General features: G+C 67.9%; 27 protein-coding genes. 14 read left to right on the top strand and 13 right to left on the bottom strand.

Going from position 1 to position 24,819, the window contains the following annotated elements; all coding sequences use genetic code 11:
* Window positions 1-21: 21 nt before the first annotated feature.
* Entirely contained in the window at window positions 22-1,353 is a 1,332-nt protein-coding gene (locus ACFQ50_RS18465) for a MinD/ParA family protein (protein WP_377997090.1), read from the bottom strand.
* 235 nt (window positions 1,354-1,588) lie between these two features.
* A complete protein-coding gene (locus ACFQ50_RS18460; protein ID WP_377997089.1) occupies window positions 1,589-1,753 on the bottom strand; it encodes a hypothetical protein in 165 nt (54 codons plus the stop codon).
* 120 nt (window positions 1,754-1,873) lie between these two features.
* On the opposite strand from ACFQ50_RS18460, the gene ACFQ50_RS18455 reads away from it, so the two are divergent.
* Window positions 1,874-3,718, top strand: a complete 1,845-nt coding sequence (locus ACFQ50_RS18455; RefSeq protein WP_377997088.1) for a tetratricopeptide repeat protein — start codon at window positions 1,874-1,876, stop codon at window positions 3,716-3,718.
* Between the two features lie 68 nt (window positions 3,719-3,786).
* Here ACFQ50_RS18455 and ACFQ50_RS18450 read toward each other — a convergent pair whose 3' ends face one another.
* From ACFQ50_RS18450 to ACFQ50_RS18420, 7 genes are all read right to left on the bottom strand, one after another.
* Window positions 3,787-4,275: a hypothetical protein gene (locus ACFQ50_RS18450; protein ID WP_377997087.1), complete on the bottom strand. Its 489-nt coding sequence runs from the start codon at window positions 4,273-4,275 to the stop codon at window positions 3,787-3,789.
* A gap of 173 nt (window positions 4,276-4,448) precedes the next feature.
* Window positions 4,449-5,444: a patatin-like phospholipase family protein gene (locus ACFQ50_RS18445; protein ID WP_377997086.1), complete on the bottom strand. Its 996-nt coding sequence runs from the start codon at window positions 5,442-5,444 to the stop codon at window positions 4,449-4,451.
* A 256-nt stretch (window positions 5,445-5,700) separates the two neighbouring features.
* On the bottom strand, window positions 5,701-5,904 hold the full coding sequence (locus tag ACFQ50_RS18440; protein ID WP_003806113.1) for a cold-shock protein: 204 nt from the start codon (window positions 5,902-5,904) through the stop codon (window positions 5,701-5,703).
* A 238-nt stretch (window positions 5,905-6,142) separates the two neighbouring features.
* Entirely contained in the window at window positions 6,143-6,490 is a 348-nt protein-coding gene (locus tag ACFQ50_RS18435; protein WP_377997085.1) for a PRC-barrel domain-containing protein, read from the bottom strand.
* Entirely contained in the window at window positions 6,477-6,908 is a 432-nt protein-coding gene (locus ACFQ50_RS18430; RefSeq protein ID WP_377997084.1) for a hypothetical protein, read from the bottom strand. The genes ACFQ50_RS18435 and ACFQ50_RS18430 overlap by 14 nt, the downstream gene beginning before the upstream one ends.
* Window positions 6,905-8,131, bottom strand: a complete 1,227-nt coding sequence (locus ACFQ50_RS18425; protein ID WP_377997083.1) for an Nramp family divalent metal transporter — start codon at window positions 8,129-8,131, stop codon at window positions 6,905-6,907. Before ACFQ50_RS18425 ends, ACFQ50_RS18430 begins: the two co-directional genes overlap by 4 nt.
* Window positions 8,128-8,595 (bottom strand): hypothetical protein, encoded by a 468-nt coding sequence (locus ACFQ50_RS18420; protein WP_377997082.1) that lies wholly within the window; start codon window positions 8,593-8,595, stop codon window positions 8,128-8,130. Before ACFQ50_RS18420 ends, ACFQ50_RS18425 begins: the two co-directional genes overlap by 4 nt.
* Before the next feature lie 233 nt (window positions 8,596-8,828).
* Here ACFQ50_RS18420 and ACFQ50_RS18415 point away from each other — a divergent pair, with 233 nt between their 5' ends.
* From ACFQ50_RS18415 to ACFQ50_RS18400, 4 genes are all read left to right on the top strand, one after another.
* Entirely contained in the window at window positions 8,829-9,215 is a 387-nt protein-coding gene (locus ACFQ50_RS18415) for a TfoX/Sxy family protein (RefSeq protein ID WP_377997081.1), read from the top strand.
* A 2-nt stretch (window positions 9,216-9,217) separates the two neighbouring features.
* Window positions 9,218-10,507: a flavin-containing monooxygenase gene (locus ACFQ50_RS18410; RefSeq protein ID WP_377997080.1), complete on the top strand. Its 1,290-nt coding sequence runs from the start codon at window positions 9,218-9,220 to the stop codon at window positions 10,505-10,507.
* A 206-nt stretch (window positions 10,508-10,713) separates the two neighbouring features.
* On the top strand, window positions 10,714-11,190 hold the full coding sequence (locus ACFQ50_RS18405; protein WP_377997079.1) for a hypothetical protein: 477 nt from the start codon (window positions 10,714-10,716) through the stop codon (window positions 11,188-11,190).
* 29 nt (window positions 11,191-11,219) lie between these two features.
* Window positions 11,220-13,061: a glycoside hydrolase family 15 protein gene (locus tag ACFQ50_RS18400; protein ID WP_377997078.1), complete on the top strand. Its 1,842-nt coding sequence runs from the start codon at window positions 11,220-11,222 to the stop codon at window positions 13,059-13,061.
* A 121-nt stretch (window positions 13,062-13,182) separates the two neighbouring features.
* Here the strand turns inward: ACFQ50_RS18400 and ACFQ50_RS18395 are convergent, their stop codons facing one another.
* Window positions 13,183-13,542 (bottom strand): carboxymuconolactone decarboxylase family protein, encoded by a 360-nt coding sequence (locus ACFQ50_RS18395; protein ID WP_377997077.1) that lies wholly within the window; start codon window positions 13,540-13,542, stop codon window positions 13,183-13,185.
* A 131-nt stretch (window positions 13,543-13,673) separates the two neighbouring features.
* On the opposite strand from ACFQ50_RS18395, the gene ACFQ50_RS18390 reads away from it, so the two are divergent.
* The 5 genes from ACFQ50_RS18390 (at window position 13,674) to ACFQ50_RS18370 (ending at window position 17,986) form a co-directional block, all read left to right on the top strand.
* Window positions 13,674-14,606, top strand: a complete 933-nt coding sequence (locus tag ACFQ50_RS18390; RefSeq protein WP_377997076.1) for a helix-turn-helix transcriptional regulator — start codon at window positions 13,674-13,676, stop codon at window positions 14,604-14,606.
* The gene (locus ACFQ50_RS18385) at window positions 14,603-15,010 is read left to right on the top strand and encodes a cupin domain-containing protein (RefSeq protein ID WP_377997075.1); all 408 of its coding nucleotides are present in this window, start codon (window positions 14,603-14,605) and stop codon (window positions 15,008-15,010) included. The genes ACFQ50_RS18390 and ACFQ50_RS18385 overlap by 4 nt, the downstream gene beginning before the upstream one ends.
* Window positions 15,011-15,083: 73 nt before the next feature.
* Window positions 15,084-16,070, top strand: a complete 987-nt coding sequence (locus ACFQ50_RS18380) for an aldo/keto reductase (RefSeq protein ID WP_377997074.1) — start codon at window positions 15,084-15,086, stop codon at window positions 16,068-16,070.
* A 30-nt stretch (window positions 16,071-16,100) separates the two neighbouring features.
* The gene (locus tag ACFQ50_RS18375) at window positions 16,101-17,312 is read left to right on the top strand and encodes an MFS transporter (RefSeq protein WP_377997073.1); all 1,212 of its coding nucleotides are present in this window, start codon (window positions 16,101-16,103) and stop codon (window positions 17,310-17,312) included.
* Window positions 17,313-17,437: 125 nt separating this feature from the next.
* Window positions 17,438-17,986 carry a hypothetical protein gene (locus ACFQ50_RS18370; RefSeq protein ID WP_377997072.1) on the top strand — a complete coding sequence of 183 codons (549 nt, stop codon included), beginning with the start codon at window positions 17,438-17,440 and terminating at the stop codon, window positions 17,984-17,986.
* Between the two features lie 25 nt (window positions 17,987-18,011).
* Here the strand turns inward: ACFQ50_RS18370 and ACFQ50_RS18365 are convergent, their stop codons facing one another.
* From ACFQ50_RS18365 to ACFQ50_RS18355, 3 genes are read right to left on the bottom strand one after another with little or no spacing between them, the layout of a single operon-like run.
* On the bottom strand, window positions 18,012-18,350 hold the full coding sequence (locus ACFQ50_RS18365; RefSeq protein ID WP_377997071.1) for a YciI family protein: 339 nt from the start codon (window positions 18,348-18,350) through the stop codon (window positions 18,012-18,014).
* Window positions 18,347-19,684, bottom strand: coding sequence for an RNA polymerase sigma factor (locus ACFQ50_RS18360; protein ID WP_377997070.1), 1,338 nt, complete (start codon window positions 19,682-19,684; stop codon window positions 18,347-18,349). The genes ACFQ50_RS18365 and ACFQ50_RS18360 overlap by 4 nt, the downstream gene beginning before the upstream one ends.
* A gap of 44 nt (window positions 19,685-19,728) precedes the next feature.
* Complete coding sequence (locus ACFQ50_RS18355; RefSeq protein ID WP_377997106.1) at window positions 19,729-20,055, bottom strand: YciI family protein; 327 nt, start codon at window positions 20,053-20,055, stop codon at window positions 19,729-19,731.
* 469 nt (window positions 20,056-20,524) lie between these two features.
* Between ACFQ50_RS18355 and ACFQ50_RS18350 the strand changes: the two genes are divergently transcribed.
* The 4 genes from ACFQ50_RS18350 to ACFQ50_RS18335 all read left to right on the top strand — a co-directional run bounded on the left by ACFQ50_RS18350 (window position 20,525) and on the right by ACFQ50_RS18335 (window position 24,653).
* On the top strand, window positions 20,525-22,210 hold the full coding sequence (locus ACFQ50_RS18350; RefSeq protein ID WP_377997069.1) for a multicopper oxidase family protein: 1,686 nt from the start codon (window positions 20,525-20,527) through the stop codon (window positions 22,208-22,210).
* Window positions 22,211-22,485: 275 nt separating this feature from the next.
* Window positions 22,486-23,202 carry a hypothetical protein gene (locus tag ACFQ50_RS18345; protein WP_377997068.1) on the top strand — a complete coding sequence of 239 codons (717 nt, stop codon included), beginning with the start codon at window positions 22,486-22,488 and terminating at the stop codon, window positions 23,200-23,202.
* 2 nt (window positions 23,203-23,204) lie between these two features.
* Complete coding sequence (locus ACFQ50_RS18340) at window positions 23,205-23,777, top strand: hypothetical protein (RefSeq protein ID WP_377997067.1); 573 nt, start codon at window positions 23,205-23,207, stop codon at window positions 23,775-23,777.
* A 297-nt stretch (window positions 23,778-24,074) separates the two neighbouring features.
* Complete coding sequence (locus ACFQ50_RS18335) at window positions 24,075-24,653, top strand: HNH endonuclease (RefSeq protein WP_377997066.1); 579 nt, start codon at window positions 24,075-24,077, stop codon at window positions 24,651-24,653.
* Window positions 24,654-24,819: the final 166 nt, after the last annotated feature.

Genomic DNA, 24,819 nt, shown 5'->3' with positions numbered 1-24,819 from the left:
TGAGGCGACGGGCCCCGGATCCTATACGTAGCCGTCCACGATTGCGGCAGCGATTTCCTTGTACGCCCTGCGGGTTGCCGGGGAGATCTTGTCCAGGGAGATGCGGTCGCCGTCGGCCACGCCGCGGTCGTGGGGGACGGTGATGAGCTGCCGGCAGTAGCCGGCCAGGTGTTCCTCAATAGCCCGTTTGTTCACACGGCTGGACACCTGGTCCTTGTCTGTGACCACCACGATCGCGTTACGGGCGAGGTCCTCGTAGCCGTGGCCGGCAAGCCACTGCAGCGTATTGCGTGCGCGCTTGGCGCCGCTCACCGCGTAGCCCGAGGCGATCACAAGGTTGGTGGCTTCCGGGAGCACCCCGGCCATGGCCGGGTGGGACACGCCGGTGCCGCAGTCCGTGAGGGTCACGGCGTAATACTGGGAGACGAGGTGTTTGATCTTGAGGTATTCGGCTGCCGTCAGGGCGTCGGACAGGGCAGGATCCTGCTCACCGGCCACTAGGTGCAGCCGGTTGGCGTGATGCATGTAGTCGGTCAGCGTGGTGAGGGACTTGATGCGGTCAACGTCCCGGACGATGTCGGTCACGGTCCGCGGTTTGACCTTCTGGTAGATCATTTCGCCCATGGCCCTTTCCGCGAGGTCACCGCTGTCCGGGTTCGCGTCGATGGCACACGGGTGGTCGCCGCGGTACTCGGCCAGGATCATGCCGACGCCCACAGTGGTGGAGGTCTTGCCGATGCCGCCCTTCAGACTGAGGATCGCGGTGTTGAAGCTACCCGAGAGCGGCCGGGCGATCCGGCGCTCCAGTTCGGCCTCGTCCTGGTCCTTGGCGCTGGGGCCCAGGTTCACGTAGCCGCCGGTGGCCGCATAGAGTGCTCCACGGATACCGGACGTGGGGCGCGGCCGGTCCGGACGAACAAACTGTGTTTCCGCATGGGCGAAACCGTAGGCCTGCCGCTCAGCAACTGTGTCTGCCTGCGCTGTGCCCGTCTGTTGATAGGTTACAGGCGGCTCATCCCCCGGCGCAGACACCGGCTGCTTTGGAGCTGCGGTTTGGGGAACGGAGCTTCCCGGGACGGGAGCTTCGGGGGTGGAAGCCTGCGGCATGGAAGCTTGGGGGGCGGCCACGGGCTCAGCGCGGCCGTCCGGAAATACGTGGAACTCTCCTTCCTGGCCGCTGGAGTGATCCGTCGCCTCGGCCCGCACAGGACTCCCGGACATCTTGGCGTAGTCAGCCAGGACAGCAATGGCTGCGGAGTAAGGATCTACGCCTTCGGACGGCGAAATGAACTCTCCGCCCACGGATACCCTGCCGTCGGCAAAGACCTCAACCTTCGTGGCCCCCAGTTCCATCCCTGCTCCTCAAGATCTTTGGACGCCATGCGACGCCACCAATCGATCCTAGCCGGATGGCCGGTCGAGTTCCTGGTTGGCCGACGAAACATAACCCCGCTGGTTGAGCTTCCCGGAGCGGTTGAGCCTGTCGAAACCAGGCCCGCTGGTAGAGCCTGTCCGAACCAGGCTCGCTGGTAGAGCCTGTCCGAACCAGGCTCGCCAGCGGCCGTCGCTCCTAAAACCTCTCCCGCCCCTAGAGCCGCGCCTCGGAGAACGGCACGCTGGGCAGGTGGCCCGCCTGCCAGGGCTCGGTGGAGCGCTCGCCCGGAGTGTGGCCCCGGCCGTCATGCAGGATGGCACGGACGGTGGCGCCTGCAGCCCAGAGTCCCGCAAGAACGATGATGATGAGCAGTTCCATGGTGTTTCCCTCGGATGAGTGGTGGTGTTGATTGGGTGATTTCAGTGTGTCCGGCGGGCGTGTGAGCAAGCGTGTGAACGCCCGCTGACGGCGCGGAACGCCGGGGCTAAAATGACGCGTATGGCCGAAAGCCTTATTCGGCTCCTCGGTCCGCCCGCGATCGAGTCCACCGACAACGCTCCCCCGCAGCCCCGGGGCCGCAAGGCCTGGGCGGTGCTGGCCTACCTTGCGCTGCAGCCGGACGGCACCGGGCGGTCGCGGCTGGCAACGCTGCTGTTCCCGGACGCGGCTGATCCGCTCGGCGCCCTGCGCTGGAACCTGTCCGAGCTGCGCCGGACGCTCGCCGGTGTCTCGTTCGACGGCGATCCGCTGCGGCTGGCGCTGCAGCCGCCGTTGCGCTGCGACGCCGTCGAACTGGTCGGGTCGGGGTCGGTCCGACGCCCGGACCCGCGCAGCCTGAACGGCCAGCTGCTTGAGGGGCTGTCCTTCGTGGATTGCCCGGTCTTCGACTCCTGGCTGGCGGACCAGCGCTACCGGCTGGAGAACTGCGCGCAGTCCCTGCTGTACGAGTCCTCCGTGTCCGCCCTGGCTTCGGGCGATCCGCGCGAGGCCGCCGAGCTGGCCACACGGGCGCTGCAGCGGGACCCGTTCCACACCGACTGCAACGCCGTGCTGGTCAGGGCGCTGGTGGCGATCGGCGAGCACCGGCGTGCGCGCGAGCACGTGACCAAGTGCGCCAACCTTTACCGCGATGAACTGGGGCTGCCGCTGCCGCCCGAAATCCGCACAGCGCTGTCCGGCGCCGCACCGGAGACAGACCCGGGGATTCCCGCCACCGTGGCGACGGTGCGCTCATATCTCGACGCCGGCGGGGCCTCGCTCTCGGTCGGAGCCGTGGACCGGGGGCTGGACCAGCTGCGGCTCGCCGTCGTCCTGGCGCAGCGCACGCCTGACCGGCACCTGCTCGCCGAGTCGCTGGTCACACTGGCGGGGGCGATGATCCACCAGGCGGGCGGCCGCGGCGCAGAGGTGGCGGATTTCCTCCACCGGGCGCTCTCGGCCGAATCGCCGTCGGACACATCGCCGTCGGACAAGGCGCCGACGGAAAAGTACGACGGCGCGTCCCCCACGGCGGCGGCCGCCTACCGCGAGCTGGGGTACCTGTCCGTCCAGCGCGGCGTCCCGGACCGCGCGGCCGGCTGGCTGGAGCGGGCCGGCGCCGCTGCCGCCGGGTTCCCTGACGAGCAGGCACGGGTCCTGGCGATCCAGGGAATGCTGGCGTCGGATACCGCCCGCTATGGCGACGCGGTGGATGCGTTGACCTCGTCCGTCAGGCTTGCCCGCGAGGTGCGGAACCGCCGGCAGCTGGCGTTCAGCAGCGCGCTCCTCGGCCGCGTGTGGCTGCTGCGCGGGGAGCTGGAACTCGCGGCCGAAACCCTGGACCACGCACTGCACTGGATTCTCGCCGAGCACTGGACAGCGTTCGAGCCCTTCGTTGCCGGAGTGCGCGGCGAAACCTACCTCGAGGCGGGCGACCTCGAGGCGGCCGCGGAGATGATCGACCGGTCATGGGTGATGGCGGACCTGGCCGGGGACCACTGCTACATGGCCCTCGCAGCGGGGGCGGAAGCGCGGCTGTTCCTGGCACACGGCGACCTGGCCGCCGCGCAGCACTGGGTGGACAGGGGCATGGAGCCCAAGCCCTGGTACCTCTGGTATTCGGCCCGGCTGCTGGACGTTGCGGCGGAGGTGGCCATCGCGGCGAGGTCTGACCGGGCCGGAGCAGTGGTCGACCGGCTCGGGGCCCTCGCGAGCCGGAGCGGAATGCGGGAGTTCGTGGCCAGGGCACAGTCCCACCGCGCCGTGCTCGGTGACGAGGCCGCAGCCCAGGCCGTTCCCTGGCTGGCGAAGGAGATCGACAGCCCGGCGCTGACCGCGTTCCTGGCAGCCCGCCGCCAGCTCTGAACAATCAGCGGTAACGGGCGCGATCGGTCAACGTCCGGCTGACTTCCAGAAAGAACTTCACGCCGCCGTCAGTGAGCTGCCCGCGCCGCGAGAAGATGTCTTTGATGACCAAGTCCCACAAATCGCTGGGTCGGTCCAGGGCCCGCCTGCCGGCAGGCGCCAGGACCAGCCGGCCATTCAGTTTCCGAAGAAGCCGCCATTTGGTGAGGTGCTCCCGGAGTTCCAGGACAGGCGGTACGTTCGCCTCCCGGTTCGCCTTGCCCACCACCACGTCTCCCCAGCCCAGTTCGTCCACTGCGCGTTCCACCATCGCGGGCCTCAGGTAGCCGCCCTTGGTGAGTTCCACGCCGTCGGGCGATGGGGTCCAGGAGGTCGGAAAGTACGACGCCGGAGACCGGCGCCGCTTCCAAATCTTCCGTTTCGTCGTCCGGACCGGCGAGAACGCGTGGCTTGCCGCTTGGGTCCACGTACCGAATGCCATACAGGTGACGGTCCTCCCACCCGAATGCGGCCTGAACGGCCAGGTGGAACTGAGCTACCGCCAGCCCCGCCGGCACCTGAAGCCTGCGCCAGATCTCCGGCTCCGAGAGCCCTGGATGCTGATGCGCAAGTCGAAGGCGGGGACGGTGTCGGTTGATTGCATGGTGGCAGTTGTTCCAGAGCGCGCAGTGGTTGACGTTCAGCCGACGGGGACAGGCGCAACCAGCGGGCTCGATGTGACCCGTAGCCGTCACCGCCAGAATTCGGTCAGCCGCTCGGCGAGGGGTCTGCCTTGCTCGTATCCGGCTCGGGCGGCGGGCGGTCGCAGCGACGGATCCATCGCGTTGGCGCCGAACATGTGCTCGGAATCGCTGTCCGGGAAGATCGTCTCGACTCTGCTGCCGCGTGCGCGCAGTTCGTCGACCTGTGTGGCGAGGTGCATCCCCCAGCCCACCGGAGTCCGTGACCTACCGCCGAACGGCGACAGCACCAGCACCCGCGCGTATCCGGCTGCCAGGTCGGCATTGTCGGCGTTGGACCGGTAGCCGCCGTCGATGTACCGGCCGCCGCCGATACTGTACGCGAAGCCACTGGAACAGCTGGCGGCCACGGCGTCCACCAGGTCCACCCCGCTGTGGCGGTCGAACACCACCGGCTCACCGGAATGGGCATCGACCGCCGTGATGAGCACCTGCCGCTTCGGCCAGAGCTGATTCGGCAGCCGTGCGGCGACGGTAGCGCGCCACCGCGTCTGCCCGGAGCCGTCCGACGCAGCATCCAGCTCAAGCGCCGCCGCGCCCATTCTGCGGCGCATGTCGGCCGCATCCTCGGCGGCGGCGATGATGGCGCCCGTCCGCTCCAGATGGTTCGTCACGGGCCGCGCCGGAACAGGTCCACGGCCTGATCCGGCAGGACCATTCCGTGGCTGGGGCGCGGCGGCCAGGATGTCGGCAAACAGCTGGGCCGGGTTCGCGCCCGTTATTTGGGCCGCGGCGGTGGATCCGGCCGATGTGCCGATGATCAGGTCGGCAACGGTCACATCCAGCCCGGCCTCAAACAGTCCGGCGATGACGCCGATCAGCCACGCGTTGCCTGTCGATCCGCCGCCGCCAAGGACCAGCGCCCGCTCACCCGCGACGCGCATCCGCTTGGTGGCGTCGACCTGCGGCTGATCCTGATGGGACCCCGGCCGGTCAGAGGCCGTCGCCGGGGCGGGATGCACAGTTGAAGAAGGTGTTGTGTTCATGGGAGTCGCCTTTCGCGAATTGCCTGTGTAGGCGCTCCCGGTGGCGACTAGCTCAGCCGCGCGATCGTGGACTGCAGGGGAGCACCCATTGCGGATACTGCGTTCATGGGTCTCACCTCCTGCCAACGGGTCACGATCGCCATGACGCTAGCACGCCACAGCGCTAGTACGCAATCAATCCGCGGGTTAAAGAAGCAGGGCCCGTCCGGAGACGGGCCCTGCTCAGAAACCTTGCGGTCCCAGATTATCTATGAAATTAGATAGCCTGGATGTTGACGGCCTGGGGACCCTTGGGGCCCTGCTCGGTTTCGAAGGAAACCTTCTGGTTCTCTTCGAGGGAGCGGAAGCCGGAGGAGTTGATCGCGGAGTAGTGCGCGAAAACGTCCTGCGAGGAGTCGTCCGGGGAGATGAAGCCGAAGCCCTTTTCAGCGTTAAACCATTTGACGGTGCCAGTAGCCATTATTTATGTCCTTCGTGAAGGTGGAGGAAAAGTCCCGACTTTCGGGTCCTCCGGTGTGGGGTGTTCAAAACCGCTACTTCAGAAGAACGCGGACTTTCGACCGCGCGTACTGCCTGAACTACCAAATGCAAACACAACAACGTGATCAACTCTACAGGACATCCACCAGCGCAAACGCCAAACTTGCAGGAACAACCTTTCGGAGGCAGCGTCCCGGCCGGAAGAACGGAGAAGAAACCTACTCCTGCCCGTTTCCGTCAAGTGCCGGGCTGTACTCCGTGTACCCGGGCCGCAGCCGGACGGACCGCTCGCCCAGCACCTCGATGTCCTCCCACATCACGAAGAAGGATCCGCGGTGCCGCCACCGCAGCAGTTTGGGCAGCGGCCACGGCTGCGTGAGGCTATTCCGCTCGTAGCCCAGGAACGAGGACCAGCTGTGCGGGCTGACCACCAAACCCAGCAGGCGGGCGTCGGCCATCAGCCGGTGTGGGGCGCCGTCCACCACAAACCTGGCGTCGGCCACGCGCCCCAGCCGCACGCCGTCGTCGTTATGCACCGGTGTGCCCAGGAGGTCACCGAGGATCACGGCGGCCCCCCGATCCCGGAATCCGGGCGATGATCTTGTCCCGGATCCAGCGCTCCACCCAGTCGGCGTCGAGGCCCTGGCCGCTGACGCCGAGCCGGACCACCACGCCGACGTCGGTCACGTCCGTCCACGGAATCCGGATCAGCCGGGACGACGGCGGCCTGCCGCCGAAGATGCGCGTCCCCAGGACCGGACCGGTCAGCAGTGCGGTGAGCACCGGCGCCGGCGTTCCCTCGGGAATCACCGTGCCCAGGGGAAGCTCAGGCGCACCCTCGGGGACGCCGAGTTCGAGGTCGTCCACGGTGGTGACGGGGACGCCGTCGCTGTCCAGGACCTGGCGGTCCAGGAGGTGCAGCTGGGCGTCCAGGGTCTGCCCGGCGACGGGAGGAACGGAGGGCAGCGGGCGGGGTGTTGTCATGCGCCGGCTCCTGTCACGATCATCAGCGGTATGGCCGCCAGAGAGGCGACGAGGATCACCACGAGGTAGATCATCGCCACCACATTCACGCCCCGGCCGTTGACGTGCTTGCCCATGTATTGGGGATCGTTGGCCACGATCAGGATGGGCAGGTAGGTCAGCGGCAGCGCCACGGCGGAGAACACCACGGAGTATTCGGTGACCAGCACGGGATCCACGCCGGTGGCCAGCACCGCCAGCCCCACGAGCAGGCAGATCATCATCGACAGGTGGAAACGGGCGGCTTCCGCGGGCTTGCGGAACTTGCCCCAGGACCAGCCGAAGAACTGCGCCAGCGTGTAGCCGCTGGAGAGCGTCGTCTCCAGGGCCGCCCCGAAGGTCGCCGCCACCACGCCGATAAGTACGACGGCGAGCCCCAGTTTTCCGGCGCCCGCCGCCACCGGGAGGATCACCTGGGACAGGGACGTGACGGCGATCCCGGCGGGAAGGAGCACGACGGCGGCGCATGCTGCGATCGCGACGGACAGCAGCCCGCCGAGCGGGAACCCTATCAGGACGTTGATCCGCGACTGGATCAGGTCCTTGATCTTCCACCCCTCCTCCACGGCGCCGGAGGAGAAGAAGAACACCTCATACGGCGTCATGGCGGCGCCGAACAGGGCAATGGCGAAGTACCAGTACGTGGCGCCGGTTTCCTCGGCCGGGACGGCGGGGATGGCCTGGCTGGCAAGGTTGCCCCAGTCCGGTTTGAGCAGGAACAGTGCCACGGCGAAGACGATCAGGGTTAGGCCCAGGAGTCCGGTGACGTTTTCCATGATGGAGAACTTGACCCGCCAGATCACCAGCCACACGGCTACTGCGGCCAGTGGAATCCAGAGCAGGTAGTTGACGCTGCTGGCCAGCTGCAGGGCCAGCGCGATGCCGCCGATTTCCGCCGTCACGGTCATCAGGTTGATGAGGAAGGAGGCGGACAGGTTCGCCAGCCCGGCCCGCGGCCCCAGCCGTTCGCGGATCACCTCGAACGTGGCCCGGCCGGAGGCGGCAGCCACCCGCCCGGACATGTTGGCGAATACGCAGATGCCGACGACGCCCACCAGCACCACCCACACGAGCGACATCCCGAAACGGGATCCGACGACGGCGTTGGTCACCAGGTCGCCGATGTCCACGAAGCCGCCGATGGCGGTCAGGATGCCAAGGGCGACGCCGAGCAGGCGCTTCATTTCTTGCCCACCTTCGACGTCAGCTGCGCCAGCGCGTCCTCAGCCGCGGCGAGCGCCCGGGCGCCCTCGGAAAGTGACGGCCCGCCGTCGTCGGACGACACGGCGTTCCGCGCGGTGGTGAGGCTGGCGGCCGAACCGTCCAGAACCTTCAGCGCCTCCTCCCGCACCTGCCGGTCCCCGGGCGAGCTGGGCGCGAGGCGCAGGACGGTGTCGCGGCTGGTCTGCACTTCCTTGAGCGCGTCGTCGAGCGTGGTGGAGGTGGCGGCCCTGGTGAGCTTGCCGCCGGAGTCGAGGCCGACGGCGAGCTTGGCGGTGGCGATGGCGGAGGAGCTGTCCTGGGCGGCGGTGGACACGGTGTCCGTGACCGCGCTGCCGGCTGAGCAGGAGGTGAGGAGCGCTCCGAGGCTGACAAGTGAAACGAGTGCTGGGCGGCACGTCCGCGCTCCGGCTGGCCTGGTCAGCACCTTCCCTCCAGCCTCCGGGCAGGCCCGGTCCGTCCGAAACGCCACTGCATTTAGTTGCCTTGAGCTATGTATAGCACTGCACGCCGGGAAACAGCAGAGCGCGGCGTGGGCAACTTGCCGGGTGCCCGAAACGGTGGCCGGGGCCGCCGGCCGGGCGTATGATCCCGGCATGGGACGGCACTGAGCCGCGCCCATGACATGCTGCCTGAGCCCTGCTACCCGGAGGTGCACCGATGGAAATGCCCAAACCAACCGAGGCTGACAAGGAGCACTTCCGGGCCGTGGTGCCTGACCATCCCGAGGTGGTCATCAAGCCGATGTTCGGCAACCTGGGGGCGTTCGTCAACGGCAACATGTTCGCCGGGCTGTTCGGGCCGACCATCGGGATCAAACTCTCCGACGGGGACCGGGAGGTGCTCGAGTCCTCGGAGCGGACGGTGCCGTTCGGCCCCGCCGAGCGTCCCATGGGCGGGTACACGGGCCTGCCGGAGATGTGGAACGAGGAAGGCGACGGCGACGATGCGCGGGCGCGGGCCTGGACGGAGAAGGCGTTCGCATATGTCGCCAGTCTGCCGCCCAAGGCCGCGAAGGAACCCAAACCCAGGGCCGCCAAGAAGTAGCCATGCCCCCGTCTTCGGCCGCCGCACGTGACATCGACACCCTGGTCATCGGGGCGGGGCAGGCCGGCCTGGCCACGAGCTACTGGCTGGGCCGGGCCGGCGTCGACCATCTGCTGCTGGAGCAGCGCCCGGAACTGGGCGGCGCGTGGCAGGACCGCTGGGACTCGTTCTATCTGAATACGCCGAACTTCGCGTTCCTGCTGCCGGGGATGATGTACGACGGTCCGGAGCCTGACGCCTTCCTCCCCCGGGACGAGGTGATCGAACTGTTCCGGGACTACGCCCGGAAAATCGCGGCGCCTGTGCAGCTGGGGACCGAGGTCACGAGGGTTGCCCGGGCCGCCCGGGCGGGTGGCGGGCCGACGGCGGACGGCGCGTTCGCCGTCGACACGAACCAGGGGCGCTGGGTGGCACGGAACGTGGTCCTGGCGAACGGGGCCTATCAGCGGCCGCGGATTCCGCCGTCGGCCGCCAAACTCCCCCGACACATTGCCCAGCTGCACAGCCATGAGTACCGCAACCCGCAGCAGCTGCCGGACGGGGCGGTGCTGGTAGTGGGGACCGGGCAGTCGGGCGGGCAGATCACCGAGGACCTGCTGGCCGCCGGCCGGGAGGTGCACCTGTCCGTCTCGGCCTGCCCCGAGGCGCCGCGGCGCTACCGCGGACAGGACACGTTCTACTGGCTCCTCGAGGTGAACCTGCGCCGGCCGGACTACGGCATCAACGGCCTGCAGCTGGAGCAGCTCCCCTCGCCCGCCGCCCGCTTCATGTGCAACCCGCTGGTCTCCGGCAACGACGGCGGGCACAGCATCCGCCTCCGGGACCTGGGCCGCCGGGGCGTCCGCCTGCACGGCCACTTTGAGGGAACGGACGACGGCGTCATCACCTTCAGCGACGACCTCGCCGCCCGCATCGCGCTGACGGAGCAGGCGTTCGGGCAGCGGATGCAGGTGATGCTTGACGCGTACATTGCCGCGGCCGGGATCGGGGCACCTGCTGCTGAACCTGTGCCGGCCATCGACTGGCAGCCGTCTTCCTCCGGGGCGCGCCTGGATCTTGAGGCCGAGGGTATCAGCACCGTCATTTGGAGCACCGGCTACGGGCTGGACTTCGGCTTCCTGGACATCCCGGTCCTCGACGAGTGGAACTACCCGCGCCATCAGCGGGGCGTCACCGAGGTTCCGGGGCTCTATGCGGTGGGGCTGCCGTGGCTCACCAGGCACGCATCGTCCACGGTAGCGGCGGTGGGGATGGATGCGGAGTACGTGGCGACGCACCTCGCCGCCCGGTAGCCGCTGGTTGAGCTTGTCGAACCCAGGCTAGGAGTTTTTGTCCAGATAATGGCTCCTAAAGCCCCCGGAGCGGCCATTATCTGGACAAAAACTCGGCGCCGGTGGGTTGAGCTGCGGTGATCCCGCGTAGGGCCTGGGCCTTGCCCGCCGTTCACCCTGCATTCTAAAATTGGAGAACTTAGTTTTAGAGGCGGCGGGAGGTTGAGATGGACTGGCAGGGCTGGGCGTTGTTCGGGCTGCTCGCCACCACAGCCCTGACCGCGGTGATGATCGCCTGCCAGATGGCCGGCTGGACCCGGCTGGACCTGCCGCTGGTCCTCGGCAGTCTCGTCACGCCGGATCCGGACAAGGCGCGGATCGCCGGTTTCTTCATCCACCTCGCGGCCGGGCAGGTCTTCGCGCTCGGCTACGCGGCGGTATTCGCATTGCTGGGCAGGGCCACGTGGTGGATCGGCGCGCTGCTGGGGCTCCTGCACGTCGCCGTGGCGCTGACCGTCATTCTGCCCCTGCTGCCCGGCATCCATCCCCGGATGGCCAGCACCCGGGCCGGTCCGGCCAGCCGAGCATCTCTTGAACCGCCTGGCCTGCTGGGCCTGAACTACGGAATCCAGACGCCGGCGGTGGCCGTGGCAGCCCATGTGGTCTACGGCTCGCTGCTCGGGCTGCTCCTCACCGTCAGTTGATGCCTCCCCGGACCGAGAGAAGGTGACCCATGAACCACGACAACTCCCCCGCCCTCGCGGATTACGGGCTGTTGGGAGACACGCGCACGGCCGCCCTGGTCTCGGCGGACGGGGGCGTCGACTGGCTTTGCGCGCCCGCTTTCGACGGCGAACCCGTTTTCGGTGCCCTGCTCGGCGGCCCGGACGCGGGTACTTTCCGCATTGGCCCCGCCCTGCCCGCCAAACGCCTCGTCCGCCGGTACCGGCCGCACACCGCCACGCTTGAGACTGTCTGGGCCACAGACGGCGGCGGCACCCTGACGCTCACGGAGGCGATGGTGGCGGAAGTGTCGGGTCGCCTGCTGCCCACGACTCTCCTTGTCCGACGGCTGGAGGCCGACGGCGCACCGGCGGAGTCCGCCGTCGTTTTTGACCCCCGCTTCGGCGAGCGCCATCTCCGCCCCCGCGTCCGGACGGGACAGCATGTGGTCTGCGAATGGGGCGCCCTGGCCATGTCGCTTGGCTGCAGCGGCGGGCTGCGGGTGGAGCCGGGTACGACGGCGGCAATCACCGTTGAGCCCGGGCGTCCCGTTCTGATGGTGCTCGCCCTGGCGCACACGGAACCCCTGATCTGGGTCGATCCCGAAACTGCGTGGGACCTCGTGGAGAATGACGAGGGCCGCTGGCGGGAGTGGGCGTCAGGCATCAGCGGGGATGTGCCGTTCCGGGAACCGGTGCTGCGTAGTTTGCTGACGCTGAAGCTGCTGACCTACTCCCCCTCGGGCGCGCCGGTGGCCGCCCCCACCACGTCCCTGCCGGAGGATCCGGGCGGCATCCGGAACTGGGACTACAGGTACGCCTGGCCGCGGGACGCCAGCATCGGGATCGCCGCGTTCCTCGGGCTGGGCAAGGACGGCGAGGCGCTGAACTTCCTGAACTGGCTCCTGCACGCCAGCAGGCTGCAGCGCCCGCGGCTGCCGGCCCTGCTGACGCTGACCGGAGGGCATGTCCCCCGCGAGCGCACCCTGGAGAACTGGCCGGGCTACGCCGGCAGCGCTCCGGTGCGGGTAGGCAACGGCGCCGCGCACCAGCACCAGCTCGACGGCTACGGCTGGGTTATTGATGCGGCGTGGAACCTCGTCCGGCAGGGGCACCGGCTCAATTCGGAGACCTGGCGGGCGATGCGCGGCTTCACGGATCTCGTGGCACGGCGCTGGCCGGAACCCGACGCCGGCATCTGGGAAGTCCGCGCCGACGCCGCGCACCACGTGCACTCCAAGATCATGGGCTGGCTCGCGCTGGACCGGGCCTTACGGATCTCCGAGACGCACCGCATCAGCGCCCGGCGGAGGCGCCGGTGGGAGGAAGCGCGGGCCGCGGTCTCCGCGGACATCAGGACGCGGGGCTTCGACGCCGCCCGGGACACGTACACGCGCTCTTATGGATCGGCCGACCTGGACTCGGCCCTGCTGATCCTGCCGGTGACGGGCTTCGAGTCGCCGGACTCCGGACGGCTGCGGGGCACGGTGGATGCCGTCTGGGCGGAGCTGTCGGCCGGCTACCCGTTCCTCTACCGCTACCCGCCGGGCCAGGACGGGCTGCCCGGGGACGAGGGCGTCTTTCTGCCGTGCTCGTTCTGGCTCGTCCAGGCCCTCGCGCTGACGGGAAGGGCGGCCGAGGCCGCGGAAGTCTTCGAGGCGCTGCTTGGCGTCGCCGGTCCGCTGGGTCTGTTCAGCGAGGAAGCCGATCCCGCCACCGGGACGCTGCTCGGCAACTACCCCCAGGCCATGACCCACGCCGCGCTGGTCCAGGCAGCGTTGGCCCTCCGCGACGCCGCGAGGATGGAGCCTGCCCACCAAGCTAGGAGTTTTTGTCCAGATATCGGCTCCTAAAGACCTCGGAACGGCCATTATCTGGACAAAAACTCAATGCCGATTCCGTGCCCTGCAAGCCATTGGTTCAGCCCGCCGCAACCCAAGCCTCTCGAATTCCAAGCCCCAGCGCCAACGGACGTCAGTTCTTCCGTGCCGAACTCTCCTGGGCCGGCTCGGCTGTGAAGACGTTCTTCGCCACGGTCATGGCGGACATGGCCTTGGGCCAGCCGGCGTAGAAGGCGAGGTGGGTGATGGCCTCGATAAGTTCCTGTTCGGTGGCGCCGTTCCTCCTGGCGTAGTCGAGGTGGAAGTTCAGCTGCTCGGTGTTGCCGCCGGTGAGGAGTGCGGCGACGGTGATGAGGCTGCGGTCGCGTTTGGAAAGCTCGGGCCGCTCCCACACCTCGTCGAACAGGACGCGGTCGGTGTAGTGGACCAAGCCTGGCGCGAAATCTCCAAAGGCGCGCTGGCCGCCGGTCCAGCCAGTTGTCTGGTCGGTCATAGTTGTTGTCCTTTCAGCGGGATCGATGGGAACAAGTCAACGCCCTTTTCCTGCCCCCGCGGGAGTCCCTGCCCATACGGGTACTGGCAGGGACTCCCTCAGACCCGGATGGTGGACGTAGCGTGGTGGGCATGGACAACCGCAGCGAGATCCGTGAATTCCTCGCCACCCGGCGCGCGAAGCTCACCCCGGCGCAGGCGGGCCTGCCCACGTTCGGAGGCACCCGGCGTGTCCCCGGGCTGCGCCGCGAAGAGGTTGCGCTGCTGGCCGGCGTCTCGGTGGAGTACTACACCAAACTGGAGCGCGGTTCGTTCGCCGGCGTCTCTGAAAGCGTGCTCGAGTCGCTCGCCCGGGCGCTGCAGCTGAACGAGGCCGAACGGGACCACCTGCACAATCTGGCCCGCGCGGCGTCCCCCTCGGCGCGGCCGCGGCGCAAGCCCAGCGAGGCTGTGACCCCCAGCGTGCAAAGGCTGCTGGACTCAATGGTCGGCGTGCCCGCGTTTGTCCGCAACGGCCGGCTGGACGTCCTGGCAATCAACAGCCTCGGGCGTGCCCTGTACTCCGAGGTGTACGGCCAGGACGCCGCACCCGTGAACCTCGCGCGTTTCGCCTTCCTCGACCCCCGCGCCCATCTCCTCTACCCGGACTGGGAGAAGGCGGCCAGCACCTCCGTAGCCCTCCTCCATACAGAGGCGGGCCGCGACCCGTTCAACAAGTCCCTCACCGAGCTGATCGGGGAGCTGTCCACCCGTTCGGACGACTTCCGCAAGCGGTGGGCGCAACGCGACGTCCGCCTCCACCGCGGGGGCTACAAGGACTTCCACCATCCCTCCGTCGGGGACCTCCACCTGGCGTTCGACGCCCTTGAACTCCCGAACGCACCCGGACTGACGCTTACCGCCTACAGCGCCGACCCCGGCACCCCGTCAGAGGACGGCCTCCGGCTGCTCGCCAGCTGGGCGGCGACAACGACGGCGACAGCAACGACGACGGCGGCCACCGCCGCCGCGGCGTCGCATGCGGCCACCGAATCGACTTCCACCACCCGCAAGGAGAACGCATGAACATCGAACCCACCAGGCCCACCGGCAAGAACCCGCCCGAGCAGTTCGCCGGTGATGTGTGGCTGGATCCGATCGCCCTGCCGCACGAAAGTGATCAGCGCATGATCGTGGCCACCGTCCGGTTCGCTCCCGGCGCGCGCACCGCCTGGCACTCCCACGCCCGCGGGCAGTACCTCCGCGTCACCCAGGGCGTCGCCCGGTTCGGTGGCCGCGACGGAAAGATCATCGAGGTCCACCCCGGCCAGACCCTGTACACGCCGCCCGGCGAAGAGCACTGGCACGCCGCCGCACCGGGTTGCTTCATGGAACACATCGCCATGCTGGAGAACGGTGACGACCCCGCCACGACCACCACCTGGCTCGAGCACATCACCGACGACGAGTACAACGGCACCCAGTCCTGACCCCTCGCCCGGGACCTCTCGCCCGGGACCTCTCGCCAAACCACTGACCACCGACCGCAACGGAGACCGAACGATGCACACACGAACCCTCGGACAAGGCCTGACCGTCTCCGCTATCGGACTGGGCTGCATGGGCATGTCACAGAGCTACGGGCCCAACCCCGGCAGCCGCGGAGACATGATCGCGGTGATCCGCTCCGCGTTCGACCTCGGGGTGACCTTCTTCGACACCGCCGAGGTGTATGGCCCGTACGTCAACGAGGAGCTGGTGGGTGAGGCCCTCGAGCCGATCCGGGGCCAGGTGCAGATCGCCACGAAGTTCGGCTGGCGCATCGAGGACGGAAAGAGCGTGGGCCTGGACAGCCGGCCCGAGCAGATCCGCCGCGTCGCCGACGCCTCACTGAAGCGCCTGCGCACCGACGTCATCGACCTGTTCTACCAGCACCGCGTCGATCCGGACGTTCCCATCGAGGACGTTGCCGGCACCGTCGGCGAGCTGATCGCGGAAGGCAAGGTCCGGCACTTCGGGCTGTCGGAAGCGTCCGCCCAGACCATCCGCCGCGCCCACGCCGTGCAGCCGGTGACGGCCCTCCAGAGCGAGTACTCTCTCTGGACCCGCGACCCCGAGGCGGAGGTGCTTCCGACGCTCGCCGAGCTGGGCATCGGGTTCGTGCCGTTCAGCCCGCTCGGCAAGGGCTTCCTCACCGGCACCGTGAGCACTGCCACCTCCTTCGCCGAGGGCGACGTCCGCGCCACCATCCCCCGCTTCACCGAGGAAAACCGGACCGCGAACGCCGCGCTCGTGGAGCACGTCGCCGCCCTCGCGGGCAGCAAGGGCACCACCCCCGCGCAGATCGCGCTGGCGTGGCTGCTCGCACAGCAGCCGTGGATCGCGCCCATTCCGGGAACCCGCAGCACCGGCAGGATCGAGGAGAACGCCGGCGCCACCGCCGTGAGCCTCTCCGCCGACGAGGTCGCCGACCTGGACGCCCTCGCGCGGCGGATCGGCGTGCAGGGCGAGCGCTACAACAGCCAGCACCTGGGATACGTCAACCGCTGACGGAAGGCCCGACGGCACCTAAGAAAGCACATGACGCAAACACACCCCCGCCCCGGCCGAACCGCCGCCCCCGCCGAGGGGCGCGGTTTCGTCGCGGCCACCGTCTCGTTCGTCTCCGTGTTCGCCGCCGGCGCCGCGGCGATCCCCCTCTACGACACCTACCGGAGCGCCGACGGCCTGACCAACGACCAGTTCTCGCTGGTGGCCGTCACGTACTTTGTCTGCGCCGTGTTCGCCCTGATCGTCCTCGGCCGGCTTTCCAACCACCACGGGCGCCGCCCCGTCGCGATTGCCGCGCTGCTGCTCGCCGTCGCCGGCTGCCTCACCCTGCTGTGGGTCCACAGCTTCCTCCCCCTCCTGCTCGGCCGGGCCCTCCAGGGCCTTGCCGCCGGCCTCGCCTCCAGCGCCATCGGCGCCTACATCGTGGACACCGCTCCCCGGCGACCGCGGTGGCTTGTCGCGGCGGTGACCACGGCCGCCGCAACCGTCGGCCTCACCCTCGGCGTCTTCCTCTCCGGACTGCTCGTCGAGTTCGCACCCGCCCCGCGCGAGCTCACCTTCTGCGTGTTCGCCGCGCTCCTGCTGGGCTGCGCGGCAGCTCTCGCCACCCGTCCAGAGACCGTTGCCCGGACCCCCGGCGCGTGGTCCTCGCTGATCCCGCGGCTCGCCGTCCCGATGGCGTCCCGCCCCTTCCTGCCCCTCGCGTCGGGCATCTTCGTGGCCACCTGGGCGTTCGGCGGCTACTTCACCTCGTTCGGCCCCTCCATCGCCGCCGACAACCTCGGCTCGCACAGTCCACTGGTCGCGGCCGCCGTGTTCGCCTCCTACATGGCGCCGAGTTTCCTGGGCGGGTTCATTGCGGGACGCTTCAGCCCCGCGGCCGCACAGCGCATCGGAATGACGCTGGTGGCCACCGCTGGGCACGGCCTTGCCTTTGCCAGCATGGCCGGAATTCTCGGCCTGTACATCGGTGCGGGCGTCGTGGGCGGCATCGGCATGGGCCTCGCCACCTCCGGCAGCATGAACACGCTCCTGCCCGAGGCGCTCCCCCGCGAGCGTGCCGGCCTGCTCGCCGTGATCTACGCCATTTCCTACACCGGGTCCGCTGTCCCCAGCCTCATCGCCGGCCAGGCCAGCCGCGTCCTCAGCCTCCCTGTCATCACCGCCGGCTATGCCGTCCTCGCCGGCCTCGTCTGGCTCGCCACACTTTTCGCCGCCCGGAACCCCGACGGCGTTCGGTGAGGGTACCGCCGTCGGCGTCTGTAAGGTGAGCCCGACGGCGGCCGGCGGCTGCCGCCGTCGGCCGTCAGTCCAGTCTTTTCCCAAGCTGCCGGTCCCACAGTGGCAGTGTCCCCTGGGAGGCGGCGATGGGCAGGATCATCGGGTGGCTGACGGCGGCGGTAGTCGTCACGGCACTGTTCGGCAGCGTCTACCTTGTGCTTCAGCAGGTGGAACGCCGGTCGGCCAATGACGCTCCGGCGGCCGCCGCCGCTGCGCAGGTCCAGCTGATCGGCGCGGGGACCGCGAGCGCCGGACCCCGCCTGGAGCTGACCCCGGACAGCGGCGTGTTCATCCTGGTGTACGGCGCCGACGACAGGCCGGAATCAGGGACAGCCACCCTGCACAAGGAACTGCCGCTGATTCCTGCCGGGGTGCTGGAGGCGGCCAGGAGAACTGGGTACGACGCCGTGACCTGGCAGCCGGAGCCCGGCCTGCGGCTGGCGATCATCGCGAGGCCCTCCGACGGACGGGTGATCGTGGCCGGCCAGTCGCTCGCGCCGTACGAGGACAGGGACGGGTTCACGCTGGCCGTCCTGGCGCTCGGCTGGCTGGGCAGTGTCCTGGTGATCGCGGCGGGCTATGCCGCCACGGGGTACCTGCTCCGCCGGGGCCGTGGGCCGGACGGCCGCGGCTGAGCCCGGAGTTTCCCGGCCCGGAACCTCACGGGTCGATCCGGCGCACCTCGATCGGCCACAGCCGGGCCTCGCCGAGCTTACCGGCGATTTCCACGGCGCGGGCTGTGTCCACGCAGTCGACGACGTAGTAGCCGGCCACAATTTCCTTCGTCTCGATGAACGGACCGTCGGTTACGGCGTACCCGGCGCCGTTGTGCCTGACGAACTTCGCCTCCTCGCCCAGCTCATGGGCCTCCACGAACTCCCCCGAAGCGCGGAGCTCCTGCTGCAGGGAGGTGTGCGCCTGCATGATCGCCTCGATCTCGGAGGCGGACAGGGCGTTCCAGATTTCAACATTGTTGGGGATCAGCATCAGATGTTTCATTGTTGTTCCTTCCCGGCAGGTGCCGAGTGCGTGTTCAGGCTGGATTCGGACGGGCACGCGGGGCTGGTCTCGGCGAGGCGTTTGTCCAGGTAGCGGCGCTCAGCCTCCGTCGGTGCGAGGTCCCGGGCCCGCCGGTACGCGAGGCCGGCCTCCGCCTTTCGGCCCAGCCGGCGAAGAAGGTCCGCTCTCGCGGCCGGCAGCAGGTAGTAGCCCTCGAGTGACCGTGTCCGGTCCAGTTGCTCGATCAGCGCCAGCCCCGCCTCCGGCCCCTGGGACATGGCGACGGCGACCGCACGGTTGAGCTCGACGACGGGCGATGGTGCAATGTGCGCCAGGGCGTCGTAGAGCATGGCGATCCGGGCGAAGTCCGTGCTGTCCGGGCTGCCGGCCGTCATGTGGCACGCCGCAATGGCGGCCTGAATCCGGTAGCTCCCGGGCCGGGCACCGCGGGAAATGCCGAGCCGGCCGGCGGCCGCGAGCAGCGCGGCAGCCTCTGCAACGGCAGCCGAATCCCACAGTGCGCGGTCCTGGTCTTCCAGAGTGACCAGGTCCCCCGCCGCGTCAGTCCGTGCCGTCCGCCGGGCGTGGTGGAACAGCATGAGTGCCAGCAGGCCCATGGCCTCCGGTTCCTGTTGGGACCCGTCGAGCAGGGCATTCAGCAGCCGGGCGAGGCGGATGGCCTCCCGGACCAGCGGCTCGCGGATCAGCGAGTCGCCGCCGGTGGCCGAGTAGCCTTCGTTGAACAGCAGATACAGCACGGCCAGGATCCCCGCCGTGCGTTCGGTGATCAGCTCCGGCGGCGGCACCCGGTACGGTATTCCTGCATCCCGGATCTTGGTCCGGGCCCGGACCAGCCGTTTGGACATGGTGGCCTCCGAGACCAGGAACGCGCGCGCGATCTCGGCGGTGGTGAGCCCCGCGACGGTACGCAGCGTCAGCGCCACCCGGGCATCGAGCGGGAGGGCTGGGTGGCAACAGGTGTAAATCAAACGCAACCGGTCGTCGTCGGCCGCCGGATCAATGACGGCATCTTCGGCCAGCCCCTCGAGCTCCGCAAGAACTGTCAGTTCACGGACGGCCTTCCGTTCGCTGGCAGCGCTCCGCATGCGGTCGATCGCCCTGTTCCTGGCCACGGTTGTCAGCCACGCCCCGGGGTTCCGGGGAATGCCGCGTTCCGGCCAGTCTGCCAGGGCGCGGGCGAACGCGTCCTGCACACAGTCCTCGGCCAGGCTCCAGTCGCCCGTCACGCGGATGAGTGTTGCCGTGATCCGCGCGGTCTCGGCGGCGGAGGCGGTTTCGACGGCGGCCTGGACGGCCGCCGTCGTCGGTGCCACTGGGTCTCCACTCCGGTCAGCGGAGCCGTCCGCCGGGCGGACGGCTACTCGCCGAACGGCCACACGGGCCTGATCTCGATCTTGCCGAACCGTGCCATGGGGTGCTTGGACGCCACCTCGATGGCCTCGTCGAGATCGGAGCACTTGATGACGTCGTAACCGGCGATCCATTCCTTGGTCTCCGCGAAGGGCCCGTCCGAGACCACTACCTCGCCGCCGCGGACGGTGACGGTGGTGGCGTCCTCGACGGGACGCAGCCGGTCGCCGTGCAGGGCGACGCCGCGTGCCTCCATCTCGGCCACCCATTCCTCGATGTTGTCCTCGGCTGCCACGTACTTCGGCGCTGTGGGATCGCTGCAGATGAAAAGCATGTACTCCACGATGACTCCTTCTTTAGGGGTTGCTACACCAGTACGACGGACGGGATGCCGCCAAAAGGACACCCGGGCAAAATTATTTCCATCGGCCTCCCGCTAAGCCTGCCATCAGGTCTCCGGTTCCGACGGCCTTTCCGCGGCCGATGTCGCGCCGGCGTCAACGGAAGGGCGGTTTCAGTTGCCCAGAAGCCGCCGTCGCGAGGAAGAAAACATCCCTCTCGCGTACCGAAACCGGCCACGATCCAGGACCCGGAACCAGCCACCCCGCGGCGGTTAACGCCCCATATAGGGTGAGGCCCTGTCCACGCTGGCAGAGCCTGCAAGATTTTCCCAGTGTGCTCGGCGGACACTTGCGTCGTTGCACCTTAGGTCTCTGCATCTCCAAGGGGGAGGACGGACTCGCGGCTAAAAAGCCGCGGGCCTTTGTATTTCAATACGGCTGATCCCGATGCAGGAGGAGACAATGGCGTCTCGCAGGGAAGTACTGAAACTGGGTGTTGTGGGCGCTGCCATGACCGGCGTGTTGGCAGGCGCCGAGGCGGCGGCCACCACAGAGCCGATAAGTCAGAGCCAGCTTGCCCCGCAGAACACGCCCGTCCCGTTCAGGGGCGTCTTCCGGCGGCCCGCGGAGCTCGTGCCGTTTCAGCGGGGCTTCGATGGCGGTGACCCGAAACGACCGTTCGAGCGCTACGCACTCACCCAGAAACTCGGTCAAGCCCGGATGCTGCCGGGGCTCACCACCACTGTGGCCGGGTTCAACGGAATCTTCCCGGGTCCCACCATCCGGGCAAAGCAGGGCACCAGGATCGAGGTGCGGATCCGCAACGCGTTCCCGCAGACCGGCCTGCTCCAGCCGGGGACGTTCAGCACCTCCACGCACCTGCACGGCTCGGCGTCCCTGCCCCAGTACGACGGCTATGCGAACGACATCACCGTTCCCGGCTTCTTCAAGAACTACCACTACCCCAACAGGCAGACATCGCGCACGCTCTGGTACCACGACCACAAGCACCACATCACCGCACAGAATGTGTATTCGGGACTCGCAGCGTTCTACCCCCTGTCGGACCGTTTTGACCGGGCGCAGCTGCCGCAAGGGGAGTTCGACGTGCCGCTGATGATTTCCGACGCACTCTTCCAGGCGGACGGCTCGCTCGGTTACAACGACAACGGCGAAAAGGGGCTGTGGGGCGACATCATCCTGGTCAACGGGGTGCCTTGGCCCACGATGAGGGTCAAGCCACGCATTTATCGGTTCCGCGTGCTCGATGCGTCAATCTCACGCTCCTACCGGCCTACCCTCTCCAACGGTGAACCCGTCTATATCGTCGGCACCGATGCCGGCATGACACCGGTGGTCCAGGCTGTGTCGTCGTGGCGGCAGGGCACAGCGGAGCGCTACGAAATCCTCATCGATTTCCGAAAGTACAGGCCCGGGCAGACCGTCGACCTGCGCAACCTCAGCAACAAGAACAACATCGACTTTGCCAACACGAACAAGATCATGCGGTTCCAGGTAGTGGCCGATTCGGGTTCCGGGGCAGGGTCCATCTCCTCTATCCCGTCGAGGCTGGACAACGGGGGCTCGCCCACCGCGTCCCGGGGCGGCATCGACACGATGAGCCTGACGCCGCAGATGGCTACGGTGAAGAGGCAGCTCAGGTTCGAGCGCCAGAATGGCCAATGGAGCATCAACGGGGTCCTGTGGGACGACATCGAAAGGTCCGGGTTCACCAAGCTGTTCGGCAACCCGCAGCCCTTCGCCGTCGAGCAGTGGACCATCATCAACCAGTCCGGAGGATGGTTCCACCCCGTCCACATCCACCTGATCGATGCCAGGATCATCGCCCGCAACACCAACGGCGGCAAACCCTTCGCCTGGGAGCTCGGCCCCAAAGACGTCTTCTACGCAGGTGAGAACGAATCCATCACCGCGCTGATGCAGTTCGACGCCACGGCTCAGGAAGGAGGGAGGTACATGATCCACTGCCACAACCTGGTCCACGAGGACCACGACATGATGGTGCAGTACGCGGTGGCCAATTTGCGGACCAACGACCCGATCACGGCAGACCCGCCCAAACGTGACACCCTGCCCGCGAACGCCTTCCCGCCGGTGTACCGGCCACTGTTCCCGCCTGGGACGTGAGATGAATCCCTGACCGAAGCACGCCGGGCGGCCGAAGCCCCGAGTTTTTGGGCAGGTATCGCGACATGAATCGTGTCAAACGTGGATTATCTGGACAAAAACTCCGGGTGGGTGGTCAGGAGCAGTCGCTGGCTGAGCCTGCGAAACCGAGCCGGAGACAACGTCAGTTCCGCGCTTTACAATGGGCATTCACAGGCAGGTGCGCGGGCGCTCCTGCTTCGTTCACGGCCGGTGTGAAGCGGCCGTGGGCGGATCATGAATGGGGATGACTGATCATGAGTGACGGCGCACCTGACTCCGGACCAGAACCCCGCGCCGTCCCGCCGCGAAGGCCGCCGAATCCTCCGCGCGCCGGAACAAAAAAGGAAAGTCCGACGGCGGCCAACGGGCCGCCTGCCCAGCCCACCATGCGGGTGGCGAGCAGGGAGGAAAGCCCCGCTCCGCCGTCGCTCGACAACTACGCAGAGTTCATCGCACGGCTGGACGCCGCGGCCGGCAAGCTCACTCCGCGGCGGAATGCCCTCAGCACGGCCCTGGGGGCTGCGGAAATGCTCGCCACCCAGAACCAGACAGGGCTGGAGCTGTGGGGTCAGCGCCTCTCGCTCATCAGTCAGCTTCTGGCCCGGCACAGCGGGCCACGTGAGGCGCGGAGATACAGCACCCTGAGGGAACTTCAGGACGTTGCAGCCAAGATGGAGCGGATGTTCACCAGTCGGACGCAGCGCGTGCAGGAAGTGTGCCGGTCGATCCGGGCGCGCCGGGACCAGATCAACACGTCCCTGTTTGAACTGGAGAAGAGCAGGGTCAAGCTGACGTCGTCCCGGATGCTCGCGCTGGAGCGGGAAAATCTCCGGAAGGCCGCCGATGATCTTTCCCTCTCCCCGGAGGGCCTCAGTCTCGGCTTCCCGGATCCGGGCCTTCGGGAAAGTCTTCGCGAAGCGCGGGAAGCAATCATTCTGGCCGAGGCCCTGCTGGAAGTGAAAGGGAACTGATCATGGCAACTCCACGCACCGAGACCCGGGAAGTGTGCAGCTTCACCTCCAAGGAATGGACGGGCAGGCCGGCCGACGGCGCGGGCGCCATGTTCGGCGGGCTTTCTATCGTCGGCTTCGTGCTGTGCCTGATCCTGATGATCTTTGCGCCTGGCCTCAGGGACGTCGGCGCCACGATTGTGTTCGTCGGAATCTTCGCTACGACGTTCACGGTTCTGGCCATCCTGGGCACGAATTCGCGCGAGCGGGCGTTTTTGCAGCGGCTGACCGGAACTGTCAATGAGGTGATGCTTGAGCTGACGGCCGACCGGACGACGCAACTCTCGCCGGATGAACTCCGTTCCCTCCTGGTCGAGGGCGGCAGCCACCCGCTGCTGGTGAACGGGGTGTCCGGCCTGCGCTTGAAGGTGGTTCGGGCACAGCTGCCGAAGCAGAGCAACAAGCCGAAGACGGAGGCGGTCACCACGACGCGGATCGTCATCGCAGCCATCCCTCCCGATTACGGAATCGGCAGCTTTGACCGGCTGCTCGAAACTGCGACGACAGACCCAGGCTTCAATTCGGCCGCGTCGTAGCGCTGCAGTGTAACGGCGGCGACGTCGGGAAGAATGGGCGAGTACGGATCGAAGCCACGAAGGGGGCCGCATGGTCGTTGACTTCATACTCCTGCTCATCGAAGGAGCACTGGCCTTTGTCGAGCATCTGTTTCTGCACGGAAGGGCTTCGCGCAGAGGCCGAGTCCGCAAGAGCCTGGAACGCCGGAGAGCTCAACGCTCCGAAAACGCCCAGAACTGATCTGCGGCAGAGCTCTGAGCATACAATCGCCCAAGTAGGGAACATCTGGCATCGCAGCCAACTTGGGGGAACATACAGTGCTGGAACTGAAGCGCATCTACTGGACACGGGTGTCCCTTCGGATGGCATACTCCGCGGCCATTGTTTGGCTCGCCGCAGCGTTCGTCTTTTCCTTCCAGCCGAACACAGTCCACACAACCTTCGGCGACGCCGGCCCGTCGGTCACCGACATCCTGGGCAAGATGTTCGACGGCGTCCTGGCGGCGGTCGCGGCCCCGGGGCTCGTCATTGTTGCCCTGGTGATCACGGTGCTCATCATCCGCTCCCGGGATGTGCGGCGGCGGGATCCCGTCCGCCGTTTCACCCGGCAACAGCGCCGCGAAGGAATGGCCCGGGCCGACGGCCAGTGCGAGATGGAGGCGGGCTTCGGCCGCCGCTGTTCCCGCCCCGCCGAACATGGCGACCACTTCTATCCCTGGTCCAAGGGCGGCTCCACCAGCCTGCAGAACTTCGTCGCCGCGTGCAGCGGGTGCAACCGGGCCAAGGGTGCGCGGATCCCGTCGCCTTCGCAGCAGGAAAGGCTGGAACGACGACGGCGGACGTACGTCACGCTCGAGGACGCGGTGATCGTCGGGGAACGGCAGCCGCTGCCGTAGTCCGGCGAACGGCGTGCGTCCACTGCAACGCGGGCGTCGCAAGCACCGACCTGCGGAATGATTATTGACCAACCCCGGGTCCGATACGGGCTGAGCAGGTGCGAAGACGGCAACGCGGGGTCACTTAGCGCCCAATTTGCCGCCTTCTTTGGGCGCTATGTGACCC

It is taken from the genome of Arthrobacter sp. NPDC056493 (assembly GCF_042795115.1).
GTDB lineage: Bacteria > Actinomycetota > Actinomycetes > Actinomycetales > Micrococcaceae > Arthrobacter.
The sequence above is the reverse complement of the archived record's forward strand: the minus strand, read 5'-3'. Positions and strand labels throughout refer to the sequence as shown.